Raw genomic sequence first — 22,347 nt, 5'->3', positions numbered from 1 at the left:
TTAAGGTTTGAAGGAGAAATAACTAAATAGTCGCTAACTTCTGCTATCTGTCATGAAATGATATTAAGCATAACTAAAACAAGCATTTTAAGTTCATGCTTGCTCCTTAAGCCACTTATAACTTATTCAAGCAACATACGGGGCATTTTACGATGAATAGTCAGCGCTTTATGCTGAATATTCAGCTAAGTAATGTGAAATATGGAACAGCTAAGGCTATATTGCTTATAGCTTGTAGCGAATTAATATATACAAAATAGCTTGAAATTAGCAAGCACATTGCAATAACATATAAAATCATGATAATGAATATAACCATCATGAATTATTGCAACGGCAACATTAATACCGAACCAAACTCACCCATTAGCCTCACTTATTAGGAATGAACATGACAGATCTTCGTCAACAAGCACTTGATTATCACGCTTACCCAACCCCGGGAAAAATTAGTGTTGAATTAACGACTCCAGCTGAAACCAGCTATGATCTCTCGCTCGCGTATAGCCCGGGTGTTGCCGAGCCTGTTCGCGCTATTGCGGCAAACCCTGATGATGTTTATAAATATACTGGTAAAGGTAATACCGTTGCTGTGATCACCAATGGTACCGCTATTTTAGGTTTAGGCAACTTAGGGCCAATGGCGTCTAAACCTGTTATGGAAGGTAAAGCTTTATTGTTTAAACGCTTTGCTGGTATCAACTCTTTTGATATTGAAGTAAAACATAAAACCGTTGAAGACTTTGTTAATACCGTAGCCAATATCGCTGACAGTTTTGGTGGCATAAACTTGGAAGATATCAAAGCACCTGAGTGTTTTGCCATTGAAAAGGCGTTAATTGAACGCTGTAAAGTACCGGTATTTCATGATGACCAACACGGTACTGCTATTGTCACAGCTGCAGGTATGATTAATGCGCTTGAAATTCAAGGTAAAGAACTTCGCCATGCTAATATCGTTTGTATGGGCGCAGGTGCAGCGGCAATTGCTTGTATGGAATTATTGATTAAGTGCGGTGCGCAACGTGAAAAAATTTACATGCTTGACACTAAAGGGGTTATTCATACCCGTCGTGACGATCTAAATGAATATAAAAAATTGTTTGCTAATAATACCGATAAGCGCACATTAGATGAAGCTATTGATGGTGCTGACGTATTTGTTGGCGTATCTGGACCTAACGTACTTTCGGCTGAGCAGGTAAAATTAATGGCCGCTAAGCCAGTTATTTTTGCTTGTTCTAATCCAGATCCTGAAATTAAGCCCGAACTAGCACTAGCCACCCGCGATGATTTAATTATTGCTACCGGACGTTCTGATTATCCAAACCAAGTGAATAACGTGCTTTGTTTTCCTTTTATTTTCCGTGGTGCCTTAGATGTACGTGCACGTACGATAAATGATGAAATGAAAATTGCTGCCGTACATGCTATTTGTACTTTAGCGAAAGAAGAAGTTCCGGCGGAAGTTCTAGCGGCGAGTGATAGTAAAAGTTTAGTCTTTGGTAAAAATTATATTATTCCTAAGCCAATGGATTCTCGTTTACGCTCAGCGGTGGCTATTGCCGTTGCGCAAGCGGCGGTAGACTCAGGTGTCGCTGCTTTGGAAATGCCAGAGAACTATAACGGCTAAACCGCTAATAGATAAAATTTGAAAGTATTCAATTATTGACAAGGGAAGCGTAATGCTTCCCTTTTTAGTGTTCGTTATAACCAGCGGCTAATTGGTATAAATATCGTTGATAAATAAATGCGTGCTCACTTCAACAAATAACTAATCAATTAAGTGATGGCTTTTACATTGACTGAATATCCATCATAATACCCTCGAAATATCGTGGCCCTATTTTTAAGAGTAAAGTTATTGATGACGAATGAAATGAATCAAGAAATTAAAGCCTACCTTGCTGACTCAGAATTATTGCTCAATGCGGTTGGTGAAGGCATTTATGGCTTAGATGCACAAGGTCGTGCTATTTTCATTAATCCGGCCGCAGAAGCTATGACAGGCTGGACCTCTGCTGAATTGCTCGGAAAGAACATTCATCAATTTCACCATCACAGTTATAGTAATGGCGAGCCCTATCCTGCTTGCGATTGTAAAATCTTCAATACCGCGGTTGATGGTATCTCTCGACAAGTCACTGGTGAGGTGTTTTGGCGCAAAGATGGTAGTAATTTTCCGGTTGAATACACCACACAAGCGGTCTATAAAAATAATCATCTTATCGGTGCTGTTGCGGTCTTTCGTGATGTAAGTCAGCAACAACAAATTGAGTTAGCATTGCGCAGTGCTTTAGAAAACGTGCAGTCGCTTACCGAACAACTTAAAGCTGAAAATACCTATTTACAAAATGAATTAGCCCAAGAGTGGTCGTCAGCAGGGTTGGTGGGTAAAAGCGCAATTGTCAGACAAATGCTGTCACAAGTTGAGCTAGTGGCACAAACAGATAGTACGGTGTTGATTTTGGGTGAAAATGGTACGGGTAAAGAACTTGTTGCCCGTAATATTCATGCCCTGAGCCAACGTAAAAACTCTACTATGGTGAAAGTTAATTGTGCAGCCTTTACACCAAGTTTGTTGGAGTCAGAGCTTTTTGGTCACGAAAAAGGCGCCTTTACTGGTGCTATGGAACGTCGTAAAGGGCGTTTTGAATTGGCCAATGATGGCACACTATTTTTGGATGAAATTGGTGAGCTGTCAATGGAGGCGCAAGGAAAATTGTTGCGAGTATTACAAGAGCAAGAATTTGAAAGGGTAGGTGGAAGTGAAACCATCAAGGTGAATATACGCATTATTGCTGCTACCAATCGCGACTTATCAGCGATGATCGCAAGTAGCACATTTAGAATTGACCTATTTTATCGTTTAAATGTTTTTCCTGTTACTGTACCACCGCTGCGTGAACGCCAAGAAGACATTCCACTTTTATCGCAAGCGATTATTAGCACATTAAATACAAAGTTGGGGAAAAACATCAGTGCGATCAGTAATCGCAGCTTAACACAACTTATGCACTATCAATGGCCTGGTAATATTCGTGAATTACAAAATGTGCTGGAGCGTGAAATGATTTTAACCTCTGCATCGATTTTAAATTTTAATTTCAAAAACAATGTAAAAGCAGTAGTGCCAAAACTAGTAGAAACCTTAGTACAAGTTGAAGCCCAGCATATACTAACGACTTTAAAGGCATGTAAATGGCGTATTGGTGGTGAAATGGGAGCAGCTAAGCAATTAGGCTTACCGGAAAGTACACTACGCTCTCGAATGAAAAAACTGCATATTAGTCGACCTAATTAACTGATCTGCAGATTTGTCTTGATTTTTCTGTGATATATCGTGGTTCAGTGATATGTCGTGGGTTATGATAAACTTTGCTTTTAATTTCGTTTTAAAAATACACATATTAAACATGAAGTTATAATACTTATCTAACTTGGTTCATATTTTGCTATTGGTAATTATCCTAAGGTTAGTACTAGTAGTAAATCATGAAGTTTGATTATAAAGCAGAAGACTTAATCATTAAGCCATACAAGTCTGAATCTCCTGTTTATGTTCGTAAGCAAAAAGGTCACTATCAACGAATCCGGCAACTCACCGGCTTAGCCTTTGTTTTGTTATTTATTTTGGTACCTTGGATTAACTTTCAAGGTCACCAAGCGATACTGTTAGATATTGGTAAACAGCAATTCCATGTTTTTTCACAAACATTTTTTCCACAAGACTTCACGCTTTTAGCGGGGTTGTTGATTGTTAGTTGTTACTTACTGTTTTTTATCACTACGTGGTTAGGGCGAATTTGGTGTGGTTATACCTGTCCGCAAACGGTCTGGACTTTCAGCTTTATTTGGGTCGAAGAATGGCTAGAAGGTAGTCGCAACCAACGTATTAAACGTGATAAGCAGCCAACCACGTTAGATACCTTTGCGAGAAAGTCTGCCAAGCACCTTATTTGGGGGCTAATGGCATTTCTTACCGCAACGACCTTTATTAGTTATTTTTTACCGGCTAGAGCACTGTATGTCGATTTTTTCCAATGGCAATGGGACGGATTAACCACTTTCTGGGTCTTGTTCTTTGCTGTATGTACATACGGCAATGCAGGCTTTTTACGAGAAAAAATGTGCATTTATATGTGCCCTTACTCACGCTTTCAATCAGCCATGTTTGATAAAAACACACTGTTAGTGGCTTATGATAAATTACGCGGTGAAAACCGTGGCCGCCGTAAACGTAAAGAAGATCCAAAAGTACTGGGTTTAGGGGACTGTGTCGACTGTAATCTTTGTGTTGAAGTTTGCCCAGTTGGTATCGATATCCGTAATGGTTTGCAGTATGAATGCATTAATTGTGGTGCCTGTGCAGATGCTTGTGATCAAACTATGACTCAGTTTAATTATGCTAAAGGTCTAATTAGTTATACCAGCGAAAATGCTTTATTGGGCAAAAAGGCAAAGCTGCTCAGGCCGAAAATTATTGGCTATGGTATTTTATCGATATTAGCCATGCTATTTATGGTTTATACCGTGCAAGTACGAGTGCCAATTGAGTTTTCTGTATTACGTGATCGTGGCGCATTATTTCAACTCGATTTTCAGGATAATGTTACCAATAGCTATTTGTTAAAAATTACCAATAAATCGAAAATTGATCGGCAATTTGACATCAGTGTCCTGAACAATAATGTTACCTTAAGTGTTGCGGATCATATATTAATTAAAGGCGGTGAAATAGCTAGCGTGCCTGTACATTTAACGATGACGCCTGAGGAGGTTACAGAACGAGTAAGCGAAGTGTCATTACAGGTAAGTGTGCATGATTTACCGGAAGTTAAAGCGATAACCGTGACTAAGTTTTTCTCGAATTAGCTGTCGTGTTTTACGCATGAGTAACGCTTGGCAACATCAATAATACCAAGAGTATAGCCAGTATCATTCACTGCTCTTAAAAGACGTCGTACAGGCGTCTTTTTTTGATTTATTTGACCTGAAATGCGTTAAAATAGCGCCTTGTCTACTGATTAAAGTCCAATAAACTGTCAGTAAAATAGCCAGATAACGATAGTTAAAGACTGAAAAATAGCACTCACTATCAATTAAGAGTAAAACTAATGACGACAACCATCAAACAAAGAATATCGAATATCGCCCTAGTGGTTGAAGATTACGATGACGCAATTGCCTTCTATACCGAAAAGTTGAACTTTCAGCTTATTGAAGACACCGACTTAGGCGGCGGAAAACGTTGGGTGCTAATATCGCCACCAAACGGCAATGGCACTAATATATTACTTGCTAAGGCGAGTAATGCACAGCAAAGCCAATCAGTGGGTAACCAAGCCGGAGGACGAGTATTTTTATTCTTGCAAAGCAATGACTTTTGGCGTGATTATCATGAGATGAAAGCTCAAGGTGTTGAGTTTAATGAAGAGCCCCGCGTTGAAGAATATGGCACGGTTGTCGTGTTTAAAGATTTATATGGTACAAAGTGGGATTTACTCGAATTGAACGGCGAAAGTTGGTAACTTGCTTCTAGGCAATAGCTTTAACCTTATAGCTCTGGCGCGTAAAGTTAGGTCCAAAATAAGCAATAAAAAAGGCGCTGATCAGCGCCTTTTTATCTGCTTGTTGTGAGATTAGATTAATCTTCAATTTCAGCTTCGTATTCACTGAAGTCAGTGATGCCTTGTGCTTCTAACGCCCGACGAACACTTGCGGGTAATTTTTGTGTGTTGTCTTTTGCTAAGTCACCATCATCTGGCAAAGGTTGGCCAGTAAAAGCATGTAAGAATGCTTCACATAATAGTTCACTGTTAGTTGCATGACGTAGGTTATTTACCTGACGACGTGTTCTTTCATCAGTTAGCACTTTCAACACACGTAAAGGGATAGACACGGTGATCTTTTTTACTTGTTCACTTTTCTTCCCGTGTTCGGCGTATGGGTTAATATATTCGCCATTCCACTCTGCCATGAATATTCCTCTATGCTTAATTAATTGCGATAAACTTATAGTCGCGAAATCTTTTAGTTAGATTTGTTAGTTATAAGTTTATTCTTAGTTGTTGATTTTACTGGTTGTGGGGCGTGAGTCAATAACGAATGTGTAGAAGTTTAGATGTCTAAAGTTCTTGACCGCAGGCTTTAAACCGTTTAGATTTGTAGACGTCCAAACATCTATATAGAAAAGCGTCTATTCTGGAGCAGACATGAGTGAGAAAAAAATTGCCACCATCGCCGTTAGGGCAGGTATTAATAGTGACCAGCAACATGGTGGTGTGATCCCTGCTATTCATCTCTCAAGCACCTATGCCCTTAAAGGTTTTAATGAAAAACGTCAGTTTGATTATTCGCGCACTGGCAACCCAACACGTGCAACATTTGCTCAAGCTATTGCCGAATTAGAGCAAGGTGTTGTCGGTATTGTCACCAGTACCGGTATGTCAGCTGTACACCTTATTTGCCAATTGCTATCCGTTGAAGATACGGTGGTTATTCCGCATGATTGTTACGGTGGTAGTTTCCGATTATTTACCCATTTAGCTAAGCGTGGACAATTTAAGTTAGTGGTGGTTGATCAAAATGATCAAGCCGCCTTAACCCAAGCACTTTCGGCTAAACCTAAACTGGTGTTAATTGAAACACCGAGTAATCCATTATTACGTTTAGTCGATATTGCTGCTGTTACCGCACAAGCACATGCTGTTGGCGCATTAGTTGCCGTGGATAACACCTTTTTGTCACCTGTATTACAGCAACCTTTATTGCTTGGCGCTGATATTGTTTTTCATTCCACCACGAAATATATTAATGGTCATAGTGATGTGGTTGGTGGTGTTGTGGTGACCAAAGAGCAAACACTTGGTGAAGAACTTGCTTGGTGGGCAAACTGTATTGGCATTACCGGCTCAGCATTTGATAGCTACTTAGCGCTAAGAGGCTTAAAAACCTTACCTATACGTATGAAACAACACCAAATAAATGCTAATGCGGTAGCGCAATTTCTTGCTCAGCATGATGCCATTGAGCAAGTGTACTTTCCTGGTTTGGCAGATCACCCCCAACATGGCTTGGCGAAGCAACAGCAAAATGATTTTGGCGCCATGATGAGTTTCGAAATTAAAGGTGGCGTTGAAGCGGTGAAAGTACTATTTAATAAGCTTAAATTATTCACGCTAGCGCAATCGCTTGGTGGTGTTGAAAGTTTGATCAGTCACCCGTCAACCATGACGCACGCTGGTATGGCAATTGAAGCACAACTTGTTGCCGGTATTTCACAGTCACTGGTACGAATTTCAGTTGGTATTGAAGATATTGCTGACATTTTGGCTGATCTTAGCCAAGCATTAGATGCCAGCCAAACATAAAGTAAAGTGTCACACAGATATGGTAATAAAATGATAGAGTCAAATGTAGCGGTTAAGCTTACGCCGGCGAAAAATCAGTTAGCAAAAACTGCCAGTAACGTGCACAAATTCGGTGGCAGTAGCTTAGCTACTCCGGCTTGTATCGAACGCGTTATTGATATTATTCGCCAACATTGCCAGCTTAATGATGTGGTGGTGGTATCAGCTAATGGTAATACTACTGATGCGCTTTTTAGTCTCTATCAGCTGGGTGTAGAATATGTTGTGGCACAGCAAGAAAACTCAACACAGATTAACGACAATGAGCTGGTAAAATCACTACCTCAGCAACTTGAACTTGCGCTAACTGAACTGCAAACCTTACAAGGGGACTTGCTCAAGTCATTACTCAGTGTTGACAGCACAGCAAAGCTAACATCAATGTTGTCAGCTGATATTGCCCAGATAGCCAAACAATTAACTACAGACCCTGAAGCTTTTCAAAATGACTTATTAGCCTTTGGCGAAGTTTGGTCAGCGCGCTTGTTAGCAGCGGTATTAAGTGAGCGAGTTTGCCCAAGTTACATGTTAGACGCTAGAGATTTTCTTTTATTGGAAAGTGAAAAAAGCTGCGCTATTGATTACAACCAAAGTGAAAATAACTTTTTGGCTCAGCAACAACCGGGACAACTCGTGGTGGTCACGGGCTATATTGCCCGTGATCAACAACAAAAAACCTGCACCTTGGGCCGTAACGGTAGTGATTATTCCGCCACTATTATGGCCGCTTTAGTTGGCGCGCGTAACGTTACGCTTTGGACTGATGTCGATGGTATTTATAGTGCTGATCCGCGTGTTGTGCCACAGGCAAGAAAACTACATCGTTTGCCAAACGCCGTTGCTAACGAACTTGGTCGTTTGGGTAATCCGGTGTTACATGCAAAAACCTTACAGCCCTTAGCAAATCATAATAGTCATTTACATGTTGCGAGTAGTTTTGCGCCAGAAATTAGCGGTACTGAAATAGGCCAATTTGGCCAAATAGCAAAACAAGAGCTATCAGTTACGCATTTAAATGATTTGATTCTTGCGCATTCAGTAAGCTTGCTCGGGCAGGCTGGCCGTAAAGCGGTAGAGGAGTTTTCGCCGGTTTGTTATAACCTAACTGAAGGCTATTTAGTGGTACCCCAGGCACAGCAAAAAGCGCTTAGCCAATGGTTGGCGAGTCATGGTAACCAAGTATCGTTTACGCCTGTTGCTATTATTGCCGTGGTTGGTTATCAGGTGGCAAAGCAAGGGGATATGCGTGCTAGATTCAAAAGAGCATTGCGACATCAGCGCACTTTACATTTTGTTCAGGCAGAAAATAAACATAGTTATATTGCCGTATTACCTGAGCCTTGCACTAGCGAATGGCTTAACAATATTCATGCAGATATGACCAAAGATGCCCGCAATATTGGACTAGTGGTTGCCGGTATTGGCAATATCGGTCAACGATTTTTAGAAATGCTGCCTAAACAACTAGCGCGATTATCGGTATTAGAAAATGTTCATTTAGTGGCATTAGTTGGCGCGACTAAAGCGCTGATCAATACCGACGGTATTGATGTCAGCCATGCAATTACCCATTATCAACAACAAGCAAAAGCTTATGAAAGTGCTGAGCTAGTCGAATGGCTAAATAATCATCCTTATGATGAATTAATCGTAGTTGATATCACACCCAGCGAAGATTTTAGCGAATTATATCAACAGTTTTTTAGCCAAGGAATTCACGTGATTGGCGCAAATAAATGGGCCGCGTCATCACCAACAGCAAATTATCAACAATTGTTAAGTACCGCCAAACAGCATAATAGTTTATGGCTTGGAAATACCACAGTTGGTGCAGGTTTACCGATTAACGCGACGATTGCTGAGTTGATCAACAGCGGTGATGTTATTACCGAAATATCAGGTATATTTTCTGGCACCTTATCTTGGTTATTTCAATATTATGATGGCGCTATACCGTTTTCAACACTGTTATCAGATGCATTAACCCAAGGCTTAACAGAGCCAGATCCGCGTGAAGATTTATCCGGTAGAGATGTACAACGAAAGTTACTTATTTTGGCTAGAATGGCAGGCTTTGAATTATCATTAGCCGATATTGATTGTCAGAGTTTAGTGCCCGAAGCGCTGCGTGATATTCCACTCGCTGAGTTTTTGCAGCGCACTCATGAACTTGATGAACTATTTTTACAGCGCTTAAATCAAGCCAAAGCACAACGCTGTGGCATACGCTATGTTGCACGCTTTGCGAATGAAAATAACAAAATTAGTGCGAAAGTAAGTTTGGAAGTACTGACTAATGATGATGCTTTTACGCAGTTAACACCGTGCGATAATGTTTTTCAAATTAAGAGTCAGTGGTATCAAGAAAACCCGTTAATTATTCGTGGCCCGGGGGCAGGACGTGATGTTACCGCCGGAGGTATTCATGCGGATTTAGTGACTATTTGTCAGCAACTTAATCATCGCCAGCAGCGAGTGAAAATTAAAGGGCTTTAGCAAGTAAGTTGTCTTTATATGCTTTAGAAACACCGACAATACAGTATATTTTTTATTTCAAAAGTTTGGAATTTGATTTACTGCTTGGCGTCGGTGTGCCGACTGCACGCAAGGGGGAAATAGACACCGATCTCCCCCTTGCATCCACCACTGTGCCCAACTCCGCTAAAACTGAAATAGTAATTTTTGCTGTTATCGATTCCTGACGAATGCTCGTCCCTGCGCGACGTCAGTTCCAGCCATCCATGGCTGTCATCGATTAACGACGCTTAAAAATTAAAATTTCCACGCTGAGATGGGAATTAGCGATCGTTAAGCGTCAGTGAAAATAAATAGATCGAAAGGGTTACGGAAGATAAGCGATCACTCTGATCTGCTTGGGGAAAATGCTGAAAAAAATATCAATGTTTAGCTATTGCTGGCAGGACGCCAGCAAAGCGAAGTAGCACAGTGATATGTTCAGGACGAACGGTATTTTGCGCTGCCATCGATGGTAAGGAGCCTTGTGCTATTTAAGCGTTAGCTCGATACGTTTTATTTTATGAAGGAAAGATTTTTCAGCAGCGCGAGGGAGGTCGGCGTCAGCTTCCCTTTGGGTGCAGTCGCCACCGCGACAACGGTAAATCAAAGTAGAATAACTTAAATATGCACCAGAATTTACTTACTTTTGAGTAGGGGATGTCTTCTACTTCTTATGTGTTAGGTAAAATTCTTCTTTTCCTACCAGAAAATTTCCATCCTACTTAAGCTATTAATAGCTCAAGTAGGCATGTAATACCAATGCTAACTTACCGTAATAAAAGCCATTTTATGCGTCGAGTGAAGGAGCCATGCTAAATTCCTTAACTTGCAAGGGAGCAAGGAAATACTGTCGGTAAAGACAGTGTTTGTGATGATTAAAATCTAAAATAATAGATTTTGTACTATCGACTGTATTTTGATATACAAAGAAGGGTATTACCTTGAGTTAAAAAGGTAAGTAAGGCTAGGTTTTAGTTAAGCTTTGGCGCGGTGCTGTTCCCGCGCCAACTACTGTAAAAATGTTAACTTCCCATGGTCAGTGTTTTATAAATCAAAATCAACGCTATAACTGATCACAAAGTTTAAATCACCGTCAGCGCCTTCAATATCAGTATCTGATAAGGCAAAGGTAAAACCATTTTTACTCAAACTAACACCGTAATCGACATAATCACCGCCGGCGTCAAAGTCGTAGCTACCAATATGAAGTCCTAGTTCTAAACCCTCAGATACTTCAAAAGCTGCATCGGCAGATATGTAGGTATCATCACCCAAGTCACCGCCACCATCTGAGTCAACTAAAGTATTGTAGGTGATTGAATAAGCATCGTATGACAGTGAAAAGTTAACTTCACTAAAGTCAACATCAGCATCATTATCATAAGAATAATAGATATAACCTACACTATAACCTAAACCATTATCTAACTCGTTGGCATAGGCAGCATAAACATCAAGCTCATAAGTCATGTTCTCGGCCAAGTCAGCATTTGATGTCCAAGTACCAACCGAAAAACCTGAAGCATTTTCATAATCAATACCACCGGATACGGCGGCTGAATTGGTGGTTTGTGTAACACCACGCCACAAATAATTGCTTGATGCTGCTGCATTTGCTGATAAGCCTTCAACCGCATGTGCTGATGTTGCTGTAAGTGCCGAAGCCATTAATATCATTGAAATAGATAGAGAGGTAATTGATTTTGTCATCTTGTGTCCACTAAGTTTTTATAATTGTTAATAGCATTGCAAAGACAATGCCTGAGTGTTTCAAGATGTGTAAACTTATTATTTATCAGTTGGTTATGGTTTTATTTTGATTTTTTATTATTGTTTTTAAATCCTTGTTTGTACAGTGTTGGTGCAATAATATTGCTTTGTGAACAAAAAAAGTGCGTTATTTGATGGATAATTAAAGACAAATTTCCAAAAAGGGCAGTATTCTCTGGTTTTTTATATCAATTTTTGTGTGTGATCTCAGTCGCAAAATAACTGCAATTAAGTTAAAGTAGCGCAAATTTTGTCAAGGTTCTCACTATGTCTGATTTCTTAATTGCTCCATCAATTTTATCTGCAGACTTTGCTCGTTTGGGCGAAGATGTGGCAAACGTACTTAGCGCTGGCGCTGATGTTGTTCATTTTGATGTGATGGATAACCATTTTGTACCCAATCTTACTTTTGGCTCAATGATATGTAAATCATTACGCGACTACGGTATTACTGCACCTATTGATGTGCATTTAATGGTTAAACCTGTTGATAGCCTTATTCCAGATTTTGCTAAAGCAGGTGCTGATATCATTACTTTTCACCCTGAAGCCAGTGATCATATCGACAGAACCTTGCAGTTAATTAAAGATAATGGCTGTAAAGCTGGTTTAGTATTAAACCCAGCAACACCGCTGCACGTGTTAGATTTTGTGATGGATAAACTTGACGTGATTTTACTTATGTCAGTAAATCCTGGCTTTGGTGGTCAGTCTTTTATTCCCACTACTTTAGACAAGCTGCGTTTAGTGCGTGAAAAAATTGATGCTAGTGGTTATGACATTCGCTTACAAGTTGATGGCGGTGTTAAGGCTGATAATATCGCAGATATTGCAAAAGCGGGTGCAGATATGTTTGTTGCCGGCTCAGCTATTTTTTCAAAGCCTAACTATAAAATCGCTATTGATGAAATGCGTGCTGAATTAGCGACTGTAAAATAATAAACAGCTAATAGCGCTGTTAAGTAATAGATTAAATAATTCAAAGAATTAAAGGATAAAAAATGAGTAAACCTATTGTATTAAGTGGCTGCCAGCCATCAGGTGAGTTAACTATTGGTAATTACCTTGGTGCGTTAAAGCAATGGGTAAGCATGCAAGACAGTCACGAGTGTTATTACATGTTAGTTAATCAACATGCGATTACAGTTCGTCCTGATCCAGAAGCCTTACGTAAAGCAACTTTAGATGGTTTAGCTTTGTATTTAGCCTGTGGTGTTGATCCTGAAAAAAGCACTATTTTTATCCAGTCGCATGTTCCTGAGCACGCGCAATTAAGTTGGGTGTTAAATTGTTACACCCAAATGGGTGAGCTTAACAGAATGACGCAATATAAAGATAAGTCGGCAAAGTCTGAAGCTAACATGAACTCTGGCTTGTTTACTTACCCAGTATTAATGGCGGCTGATATTTTATTATACGGCGCTAATCAGGTGCCTGTTGGCGATGATCAAAAACAACATTTAGAATTAGCACGTGACATTGCAACACGTTTTAATAATTTACACGGCGAAACGTTTAAAGTACCAGAGCCTTATATTCCAGAGTTTGGTGCCCGTGTGATGAGCTTGTTAGAGCCAACAAAGAAAATGTCTAAGTCTGACACTAACCCAGGTAACTTTATTGGCTTGTTAGAAGACACCAAGAAAATTACCAAGAAAATTAAACGTGCAGTAACTGACTCTGACGAGCAAGCGAATATCTATTTTGATATTGCAGAAAAGCCGGGTGTGTCTAATTTGTTGTCATTATTATCATGTACTACCGGTAAAACCGTTGAAGAGCTTGTGCCTGAGTATGAAGACAAAATGTATGGCCACTTAAAAGGTGATGTTGCTGAAGCTGTGGTTGCTTTGTTAGCGCCAATTCAAGAGCGTTATCATCAGTTTCGTAATGACCAAGCCTACTTAGATGAAGTCATGCGTAAAGGGGCTGAAAAAGCTTCTGCTCGCGCGAGTAAGTTACTTGCTGAGGTATATCAAGCTGTCGGTTTTATTGCTAGACCTTAAGCGGGTCTATTTCGGGTATAAAAGAGTCAAACTTTGGCTGCTCATATTTATGAGCAGCCTTTTTATTAAAATAGCTGGTTAAATTTGATTAGTTTAACAACCTCATACCGGTGAGAGTTATCACTACGTTATATGGTTATTCTTTGTTATCTTCTTCAGCTTCCTTCGATACTTTGTCAAATAGCTTAGCGCTATCGCTAACAAAGTTTTCAACATTACTACTGGGGGTAAATAGAAAGGCTGGCGACATTATTGTCGTATCAAACTGTGGTCGAGGGTTAAAGTCTGGCCGTTTACTCATTTGTATGATTAAGCTGCCGCCAAATAGCAGTAGTACTAAACATAATGAGACAACGTTTCTACGACGCAAGGTCATATGAAAGCCAACATAGCAGTTGAGCCAAAACAAGCAAAATGCCAATAGTAAAGGGATGATGGCAATGGTCCACAACATTGAAAAGTTGCTTGAGGTATTAAAGTGCACAATATTTTCAAAAATATCACTGAACCACATTAAATTAAAAAAGATAAAGCTAATACCCATTTGGGTCCAAAAGCGCGCATCGTGTTTAGTTAAATGCGAAACTAATGCTATGCCAGCAGGCCATAAGGCAAAGCCAAATGTTAAACCTATGGTCGGTACTAGTATTTGGGTTAGCGTGACTTCATTGGCGTTGTTTAAGTTAATAATCCAACCGGCAATAAGAGCGAATAAACTCATGCTTAACGCCAGGACTAACGGATGACGTGCTAAGTTAATTAAGCCCTCAAACGGACTGATGGCTATACTTTCTTCAACCGGATGACTTGGAAAAACTAGGCGCACTTGGCTTTTACCAATGGTGATAATATCGCCAGACTTTACTTGCTGCTGAATAATGTTTTCTTTGCTGTCTTCAAGGTAGCTGCCATTAATTGAGCCTTGATCGCTAACGAGCCAATGTTCACCGTTAAATTGTAAGTGCAGGTGGTTGGCACAAACATGCGGGTCACTAATGATAATATCGTTGTCGTAACCACGACCAATAGTGATGTTATCTGTGGCAAATTTATGACGACCCAATAGCTTGTGACCATGGCTGATTTCTTCAATAATTATTTCCATGAAACCGACTCCATAAACTTAGCAAGAAAAGCCAATGAGGTGTCTTGTGCTACCCCTGATATGGTGAAATGGCTCAGTAATGCATATTGCTCATGATCAACAGATATTGCGATATAAAGTACATCGTAGAGGTCAGGAAAGGCTTTATAAGCGCGGGTACAAAATACTGCTTTATTTTTTATATTACTGGTTTCAGGCATCACAATGTCATGGTGGCATTGATAGTCGGTTACATCATCTTTACCTGCTTGGTTACCTGGCGCTACTTGGTTTAACTGGCGCTCAAAGATATGGTAAAACTTAGTACTGCCAATTTTATTTGACTCCATGTAACGATATTCCATTTCTAGCGAACCGGTAAAAAAGTCGGAAGAAATATAGGTATTCTCATCTAAGTCACAATTGGCGACGGCTGCCATAATTTGGGCATCAGCTTTATCTGAATTTGACTCACCCCAACAACGGACAAAAGGTACATCGATGGTTGGAATTAAGCCTCTGCCTAACTGCTTGAGTTGCCAATCACTGTCCATTATCGTACTGATCAACTTATTTTGGTTTTGCATCAGTTGCGCAGTCATTTGTTGTTCAATACTTTCTGGCGGACTAGCTTTATAGTCTAGGTATAGTGCTAGTAGCTTGTCATGTGGTACTAAAAAACCAATTTGATTGCCTGAGGTTGCAACGTTAATACCAACAACTTCGGTATTTTTGTTAACCACTGGGCCACCACTCATACCTGAGTTTACTGAGCCAGTGAAGTGGATTCGATCATTAAAGGATTCATTTTTTAAGCCATTATAGGTGCCGGGGACCACAATCATACCTAAATCATGAGGGTTACCTAATGAGTAAAGCTCTTCACCTTTAGTTGGCGCTTGCTGAGCAATGTCAAAATAAGGCATTTCGCTGCTAACCTCGCGCTGCACTATCGCTAAGTCATTAATAACATCAACACTTTTTAACTTCAGTTGCGCTTTGTTGCCTTGATTGTCTAAATATTCAATGGTGTATTTATGCGGGTGACGAGCATAACCAGAAATAACATGATAATTAGTGGCAATAAGGCCGTCACTGCTAATTTGAAAGCCCGAACCAATAGATGATTTCTCACCACTAGCTTTGTCGATTAAACGAATTTGATAAAGTGATGGGGCCAGTTGTTTAAAAATTTCTTCGGCCTGCTCAACTGCGTAACTTAAGGTACTAAAACCGATAAGTAGCAGAGCAAAAATAACTCTCATTGCATATCCTTTTGTATTATTACTTAGCTATTGTGCCAGTGTAATCTGATTTGTCATCCTTTATTCCGCCAATATAGTGACTTTGTCTGTTGCATATTACTGTTATCGTCTACTCGTCATAAATAATATTATACCAATTTTACTAAGTTTCTTCCCACTCAGTGAAGTTTAAAAGCTTTAGCGGCACAGGTTCACAGTTCCAGACTGAACCTAAGTACCTAAATCCATGCAGGCAAGGCATTGGTTGAAGATAATGGTTGTTCTCGACAACTGCTCCTGCGTTGCTCTAATGACTCACATCCCTGTGAGAACCTTATCGAAATCAATAACACGGCCTGTAAGCCTTTTAAAATCACTCTTGGTAAGCGCTCACAGAGAACAAACTTAATAGGTTTGGTATGACCTCGAAAGCATCTTTGGAAGTCAGAATGATTAAAAAAATTTGAGTAGAAAATAATCGTATCGATCAAATAATTAAGAGGCAATTTTAATAGCTAATAAGCTAGAACACTGAGTTAGATCAAAATAGCATTGAAATGATGATTTATTATGTTGTTGCAGGTGGTTCATTCTAGTACCATTAAATGATAATTATTATCGTTTGGATGTCTTGTTATGACTTTATCAGAGTTAACCGTGAACCAGTCGGCACGTATTAGCTATTTACCGACAGATTTTGATTTAAGTGCCCAACTGATTGAGCAAGGTTTTGCATTGAAAAGCGAAATATCACTGGCGCATAAAGCCCCATTTAACGGTCCTATTGCTTTTCACTTGCATGGTACGAAAATGTGTTTGCCCGTAGCAATTGCCAATCAAATTAAAATTGAGTTATTAGCCTAATGATCGAACAAAACTTTGCCTTAGTTGGCTTTGCTAATTCAGGAAAAAGCACACTATTTAATGCCTTAACAGGAGCGAAACAAAAAACTGGCAACTGGACTGGTGTTACGGTTGCGGCAAAAAAACAACAATGTCAATTGAATGGGAAGTTGACATTACTCACTGATTTACCTGGAATTAGCTCGTTAACTCAGCGCAATCAGCAAAGTAAAGACCTATCTATTAGCCAAGATTTTTTACGTCAAAATAGTATTGATTGTTTAGTTAATGTTATTGATGCCACCCAACTTAAACGACAATTATATTTAACCACGCAGTTACTTGAGCTTGGCATACCTATGATTGTTGTGCTCAATAAAGTGGATCGTAAAGAAGCGCCAAACATAGATTTGCAAAAACTGTCTGATAAATTAGCTTGTCCGGTAGTTACTGAGAATAGTATTGGTAAACATGCCGGCAACGCAATTAAAGCCGCATTAAAAGACATACCTAAGGCTAGCGCTAAGCGCCATGTATTAACCTTACCCGCTGAACTTGCTGATCATCAAGGTATGCCTTTAGAGTTGGAACGCCAAGCTTGTAGTAAAAACCAAGCATGTCAGTCAGCTGATAAAAATGCCATGGCAGTCATGCAGGCAAGATATGATTTTATTCATCAGCTATTGGCTGAAGTTGCCACGGAGCCAACAAATAACAGCAGATTTAGTGATAAATTAGATCACTGGATGCTACATCCTGTTTTGGGTGTACCGATATTTTTAGTGATGATGTATTTATTATTTATGTTCGCGATTAATATTGGTAGCGCTTTTATTGATTTTTTTGACATTTTAGCAGGTGCAATCTTTGTTGATTATCCTCTACATTTTTTAAGTAGCTTTAACTTACCTGCTTGGCTTACTACCATTTTAAGTGGTATCGGCTTAGGTATTCAAACGGTAGCTACATTCATTCCTGTTATTGCCTGTTTATTTATTGGCTTGTCATTACTAGAAAGTAGTGGCTATTTAGCTAGGGCGGCATTTGTTGTTGATACAGCGATGCAAAAAATTGGCCTACCAGGTAAAGCTTTTGTTCCCTTGATTGTTGGTTTTGGCTGTACTGTGCCGGCGGTGATGTCAGCACGAATTTTGGATAATGAACGCGAGCGTATTACGACGGTAATGATGTCGCCGTTTATGTCATGTGGTGCACGCTTACCGGTTTATGCTTTATTTGCTGCAGCGTTTTTTCCAGATTCAGGGCAGAACTTAGTCTTCTTGTTATACCTTATTGGTATTGCTGCGGCATTATTTACTGGCTTACTACTCAAGAAAACTATCTTAATGGGTAAAAATTCTATTAATATTATGGAATTACCTTTATATGAATGGCCTAAACCTTCATATTTATTTAAGCGTGTATGGCAACGCACTCGCTCATTTGTAGTTGGTGCCGGTAAAACCATTGTTGTCGTGGTGTGTATTCTAAACTTCTTTAACTCTTTAGGTACTGATGGTGAATTTGGTCATCATGATAGCCAAGATTCTTTATTGAGTAAGACTGCACAAGTGGTTACGCCATTACTCGCGCCAATGGGCGTTAAAGAAGACAATTGGCAAGCCAGTGTTGGCATTATAACCGGGTTATTTGCCAAAGAAGCCTTAGTTGCCACGTTTAATAGTTTATATTCGCCGATGTCAGAAGAGCCAACAGAGCCAGACTCAATGCAAGATTTATGGCAGCAAGCACTAACAAGTATCAGCGATAATTTACAAGGTATCGAAGCGGATGATCCATTAGGTACGGATATTGGTGATGTCTCGAGTATTGAGGTTGCCGCACAAGAACAAGGTGTTGCTGAAAGTACCATTACTATTATGCAGGCAGCATTTGCCGGAAAAATTGGTGCATTCAGTTATTTACTCTTCATTCTACTCTATACACCATGTGCTGCTGCTATGGGGGCGATTAAAAATGAGGTGGGCACGCGTTGGGCTGTGTTTGCAGCTTTATGGAGCTTTACCTTAGCTTATTTAGCTGCAACAGCATGTTACCAAATTGCGGTCCTTTCAACGCAGCCGCTTGACTCATTGCTCAGCCTTAGCCTAGTGTTTTCGGTATTTTTTAGTATTTATTACGGCTTAAAACGTGCAGGAAGTAAAATATTGACTATTCCTACACTAGTCACTTATCGCTAATGCAACTTATTAAGTGTTTTTGTGTTAAGGTTATTTATTAAGTTACTGATAAATTTATAGTTGTCTGGTTTTTAATAACATAAGAAAAGGGTGTTTACACTATGGATAATATGCAAGTTAAGCGTTACTTACTCGATAAAATTGAAGCTTGTATCTATCACCCTTTTGGCTCTGATGTTAGTGTCTTTAAGGTGAAAAATAAAATGTTCGCGACTTTATCTTTAGGTAAGGGTAATGAAAAAGGTACTAACGGCAAAATGGCAGGGCACTATTGTATTAACTTAAAATGTGGCCGCGATGAGGCTGTAATACTGCGAGATATTTTTCCAGCCATTATACCTGGCTATCATATGAATAAGTCACAATGGAATACGGTAATTTTAGATGGCTCAATTCCACAAGGTGAAATTGAGCGCATGATTGATAATTCTTACCTATTGGTGGTGAGCAAACTGCCGAAGAAAGAACAAGAGTCAATTTTACTACATCTTTAATCCTGCTATTTTTATAAAGATCCAGAGTTGTTGATTGTCAATGTGGGCAATAAATAATTTCTAACTGCAATAACTTTATTAACGCGTTGATAGCGTCTGTTTGTGATAAACCATTATCTTTAAGAGCAAAAATAAGCTCTTGACCTGTAAATAACCTATCTTGATCCACGAGTAGCAGAGCTGCTTTTGCGACAGCGTTGTCGGTAATTCGCAATGATTCATTTGCTTTTAATTTGTAGCTTATTGATTCAATACGTTGAAAACCATTTAGATTTCTTTTTTCTACTGAAAAGGAAACCTCAGGAGTAACAGAAAAATTAAGTTTATGTATCATATTAATCGGAACTGGTAGACGTCGAGGATTGTCTTTTTTACTTATCAGAAGCTCTAGACGCGGACGCTCAAACATTCGTTCAATAATCTTGAATTGATCTTTTGGCGCTAATTGGCGTAATTTATTTAGTAAATGTGGAGCCGTAAATAAATGTTCAATTGACCACTCGGCAATATTATCCCATCGAATAAAATGCATATCTGCTTTGTCGATTAACTCCCACAAGGAATCAATATCGTAACTGACTTCGTTGACATTTAAACAGCGATCAACAAACTCTACGTCATTTACTTTATCGGTATCTTGCCAGTAATTGTTTTTGAACAGTGACTGTCCGGCAGCTTGTGACATTAGCCTTGTGTAGGGTAAGCGTTCTTTTATTGTTTTTTCGTCTGGCATTAATATATCAATGCCCTCTATAAACCGGTATAGGGCTTGGCGACCATAACTTCCGTATAACATGAGGGATATAACGCCATGTGGCGCTAGAATTTTCTCTAAATTTTGTAACCCTACCAACGGGTCCGAAAGGTGATGGAGCACTCCTGAAGAATAAATAACATCGAAGCCTCCGGGCGGAACTTCGATCCCCTCAAGTGTCATCAAGTTAGCTTCAACAAATTTAACATTGTTAATATTTCTTTCTTCAGCCGTTTTTTTAGCATCTTTTAGTGCTGTGGTATTCATATCAGCGCCAATGAAATGAATATTTGGTTGCAGCATTGCAGCACCAATTACACCAACTCCACGTCCACAACCTGCATCTAAAGCATACATTGGCCCTGAAGTTTTTCGTGATATTTCTACGTGACTTAATAGTAAATTAACATCGCACCCCGATCTCATCATAATGCCACCGGTTGGGTATGGGTATTCTTCATACATTGCTTTTACATTAAGGGTTGTTTCATCCACAATATTTATCCTTTAAATGATTTCCACTTTAATAACAGCGTCAATAAAATTACCTGTTGTAGACTCTAAGCAACATGTGAGCCGTAAATTTATTATCTTATTTTTAAATAAAGGATTTTTTGATATATGGATTAAACCAAAGGTGCATTGCTTTTAGTAGCAACTATAATCACAAGCTTGCTAAGCGTCCCAGAGCGCCTGATCGGATAAAATAAGGCTTCTAACGTTATTATTAACGCTCTTCATCAGTCTTTTTTTGCTGAACATAACAACTTCCAGCTTTACATGAATTTATGCCAATACCGAATCGATTGAATAAGTAATGAGAAATTGGCTGTCGGTATTTTGCTAGTAATAAATAACAACCATGTGCAAGCTGCTTTATGATAGGAAATTGTAGGGGGGCAACCAGTATTCCTTTGCCTACCAGTGTCCATGCTCTGTGTGTTACATCTAATGCCAGCAGGGTTTTGCCTTGATAAAAACCATGTAATATTTTCATCGCTGCATCGGTATTTATATCTGGGTACTTTATCGGGAAATCTTTTTGGTGCAAATTCTCCAAGGTAATAAGGTTATTAGTGTCATAGCGTTTTAGCTTTTGCATTTCTAGCGTACATAAAGGGCAATTACCGTCATAAAAAATAGTTAAGGTTTTATTTGTCATATATTCATCTTATTAACTGCTTGTTATTTTTTGTAGGGTATCATCGATGATAGCGCTACCATCTAATGCGATAGAGGTCGTTTTTAACTCGGGTTTTGCATAAGCCAAACGCGCTATTCGTTCACCAGTATGATAACTATCTAAACCTGAAGCAGTGACAGTGTTTAGTGATTCTATATCAATATATCCATCACCTTGAATAGCCGTACTATCACAAATAACATGAACAATTTCACCAATAATAAGTTGAGTGTTATTGATTGCTATTGGCATTATTTCTTGTAATTTCACTGCATATTTTAATCGACTTTGTTGAACGAATGGCGCATTGAACCCATCAATATAATGCTCAGATAAGTTGCAAGTAACAAATTCACTTTCATGTTCAGGGTAACGAGCTGAGGTTTGATGTGCCGCTTGATAAAAATCAGCTGAAACTTGGTTAATCGTATAATTTTGGCTTTGTGTAATATTATCTAGTGTGTGCCTTGAGCCGTTATCGGGTCTCATGATAAAACCAATGAGTGCCGGTGATGCGCCTAAATGCACAACCGAGCTGAATATTGCTAAATTGCTTTGGCCGTCGAGGTTTTGTGTGCCAACAAGGTTGACACTTTTATATCCAGACAAGCTGTTAATAAACTTTGCGCGGTAGCGACTCGACATTTTTGCTAAGTCAGCACTGTCGTAATGTTGATAGTTGATGTTGTTCTCCCAGATATTGTTAGCTTCTATTGCTGCATTAAATTGCCATGACACACCAAGCTAAAATTCAGCGCTTAATGCATGATGGATATATACGAGCGTTATTATTGATAAGATCTTAACAATCTTATTTTTAGCTTATTTTTAACTTTGGG

Annotated in this window: 18 protein-coding genes; 11 read left to right on the top strand and 7 right to left on the bottom strand. The window is 39.3% G+C overall.

Features of this window, described 5'->3' with window-relative positions; all coding sequences use genetic code 11:
- Positions 1-391 precede the first annotated feature (391 nt).
- The 4 genes from FGD67_RS09350 to FGD67_RS09335 all read left to right on the top strand — a co-directional run bounded on the left by FGD67_RS09350 (position 392) and on the right by FGD67_RS09335 (position 5,531).
- Entirely contained in the window at positions 392-1,633 is a 1,242-nt protein-coding gene (locus tag FGD67_RS09350) for a malic enzyme-like NAD(P)-binding protein (RefSeq protein WP_257174754.1), read from the top strand.
- A gap of 234 nt (positions 1,634-1,867) precedes the next feature.
- Positions 1,868-3,304, top strand: coding sequence for a sigma-54-dependent Fis family transcriptional regulator (locus FGD67_RS09345; RefSeq protein WP_257174753.1), 1,437 nt, complete (start codon positions 1,868-1,870; stop codon positions 3,302-3,304).
- Between the two features lie 191 nt (positions 3,305-3,495).
- Positions 3,496-4,875, top strand: coding sequence for a cytochrome c oxidase accessory protein CcoG (gene ccoG, locus FGD67_RS09340; protein ID WP_257174752.1), 1,380 nt, complete (start codon positions 3,496-3,498; stop codon positions 4,873-4,875).
- 242 nt (positions 4,876-5,117) lie between these two features.
- Positions 5,118-5,531, top strand: a complete 414-nt coding sequence (locus FGD67_RS09335) for a VOC family protein (protein ID WP_257174751.1) — start codon at positions 5,118-5,120, stop codon at positions 5,529-5,531.
- Positions 5,532-5,647: 116 nt separating this feature from the next.
- On the opposite strand, the gene metJ is transcribed toward FGD67_RS09335, so the two are convergent.
- Complete coding sequence (gene metJ / locus FGD67_RS09330) at positions 5,648-5,980, bottom strand: met regulon transcriptional regulator MetJ (protein WP_077287301.1); 333 nt, start codon at positions 5,978-5,980, stop codon at positions 5,648-5,650.
- Positions 5,981-6,215: 235 nt separating this feature from the next.
- Between metJ and metB the strand changes: the two genes are divergently transcribed.
- Complete coding sequence (metB, locus tag FGD67_RS09325; protein ID WP_257174750.1) at positions 6,216-7,373, top strand: cystathionine gamma-synthase; 1,158 nt, start codon at positions 6,216-6,218, stop codon at positions 7,371-7,373.
- 30 nt (positions 7,374-7,403) lie between these two features.
- Entirely contained in the window at positions 7,404-9,908 is a 2,505-nt protein-coding gene (metL, locus tag FGD67_RS09320; RefSeq protein ID WP_257174749.1) for a bifunctional aspartate kinase/homoserine dehydrogenase II, read from the top strand.
- A 1,065-nt stretch (positions 9,909-10,973) separates the two neighbouring features.
- Here the strand turns inward: metL and FGD67_RS09315 are convergent.
- Positions 10,974-11,639, bottom strand: coding sequence for a TorF family putative porin (locus tag FGD67_RS09315; protein ID WP_257174748.1), 666 nt, complete (start codon positions 11,637-11,639; stop codon positions 10,974-10,976).
- A 327-nt stretch (positions 11,640-11,966) separates the two neighbouring features.
- Between FGD67_RS09315 and rpe the strand changes: the two genes are divergently transcribed.
- Positions 11,967-12,638 (top strand): ribulose-phosphate 3-epimerase, encoded by a 672-nt coding sequence (gene rpe, locus FGD67_RS09310; RefSeq protein ID WP_257174747.1) that lies wholly within the window; start codon positions 11,967-11,969, stop codon positions 12,636-12,638.
- Between the two features lie 62 nt (positions 12,639-12,700).
- Positions 12,701-13,705 (top strand): tryptophan--tRNA ligase, encoded by a 1,005-nt coding sequence (trpS, locus tag FGD67_RS09305; protein WP_257174746.1) that lies wholly within the window; start codon positions 12,701-12,703, stop codon positions 13,703-13,705.
- A gap of 136 nt (positions 13,706-13,841) precedes the next feature.
- Here the strand turns inward: trpS and FGD67_RS09300 are convergent, their stop codons facing one another.
- Together FGD67_RS09300 and FGD67_RS09295 are read right to left on the bottom strand one after the other, a co-directional pair.
- On the bottom strand, positions 13,842-14,810 hold the full coding sequence (locus FGD67_RS09300; protein ID WP_257174745.1) for an FHA domain-containing protein: 969 nt from the start codon (positions 14,808-14,810) through the stop codon (positions 13,842-13,844).
- Positions 14,801-16,054 carry a serine protease gene (locus FGD67_RS09295; RefSeq protein WP_257174744.1) on the bottom strand — a complete coding sequence of 418 codons (1,254 nt, stop codon included), beginning with the start codon at positions 16,052-16,054 and terminating at the stop codon, positions 14,801-14,803. The genes FGD67_RS09300 and FGD67_RS09295 overlap by 10 nt, the downstream gene beginning before the upstream one ends.
- A 615-nt stretch (positions 16,055-16,669) precedes the next feature.
- Between FGD67_RS09295 and FGD67_RS09290 the strand changes: the two genes are divergently transcribed.
- The 3 genes from FGD67_RS09290 (at position 16,670) to FGD67_RS09280 (ending at position 19,571) form a co-directional block, all read left to right on the top strand.
- Complete coding sequence (locus tag FGD67_RS09290) at positions 16,670-16,897, top strand: FeoA family protein (protein ID WP_257174743.1); 228 nt, start codon at positions 16,670-16,672, stop codon at positions 16,895-16,897.
- Complete coding sequence (gene feoB, locus FGD67_RS09285; RefSeq protein ID WP_257174742.1) at positions 16,897-19,077, top strand: ferrous iron transport protein B; 2,181 nt, start codon at positions 16,897-16,899, stop codon at positions 19,075-19,077. The genes FGD67_RS09290 and feoB overlap by 1 nt, the downstream gene beginning before the upstream one ends.
- 101 nt (positions 19,078-19,178) lie before the next feature.
- Entirely contained in the window at positions 19,179-19,571 is a 393-nt protein-coding gene (locus FGD67_RS09280) for an MmcQ/YjbR family DNA-binding protein (RefSeq protein WP_257174741.1), read from the top strand.
- A 37-nt stretch (positions 19,572-19,608) separates the two neighbouring features.
- Here the strand turns inward: FGD67_RS09280 and FGD67_RS09275 are convergent, their stop codons facing one another.
- The 3 genes from FGD67_RS09275 to FGD67_RS09265 form a co-directional block, all read right to left on the bottom strand.
- A complete protein-coding gene (locus FGD67_RS09275) occupies positions 19,609-20,820 on the bottom strand; it encodes a class I SAM-dependent methyltransferase (RefSeq protein WP_257174740.1) in 1,212 nt (403 codons plus the stop codon).
- Positions 20,821-21,052: 232 nt separating this feature from the next.
- Entirely contained in the window at positions 21,053-21,487 is a 435-nt protein-coding gene (locus FGD67_RS09270; protein ID WP_257174739.1) for a thiol-disulfide oxidoreductase DCC family protein, read from the bottom strand.
- 12 nt (positions 21,488-21,499) lie between these two features.
- Positions 21,500-22,153: a flavin reductase family protein gene (locus FGD67_RS09265; RefSeq protein WP_257175097.1), complete on the bottom strand. Its 654-nt coding sequence runs from the start codon at positions 22,151-22,153 to the stop codon at positions 21,500-21,502.
- Between the last annotated feature and the right edge of the window lie 194 nt (positions 22,154-22,347).

It is taken from the genome of Colwellia sp. M166, assembly GCF_024585285.1.
Taxonomy (GTDB): Bacteria; Pseudomonadota; Gammaproteobacteria; order Enterobacterales; family Alteromonadaceae; genus Cognaticolwellia.
Note: the sequence above shows the minus strand (reverse complement) of the source record. Positions and strands in the feature narration are given on the sequence as shown.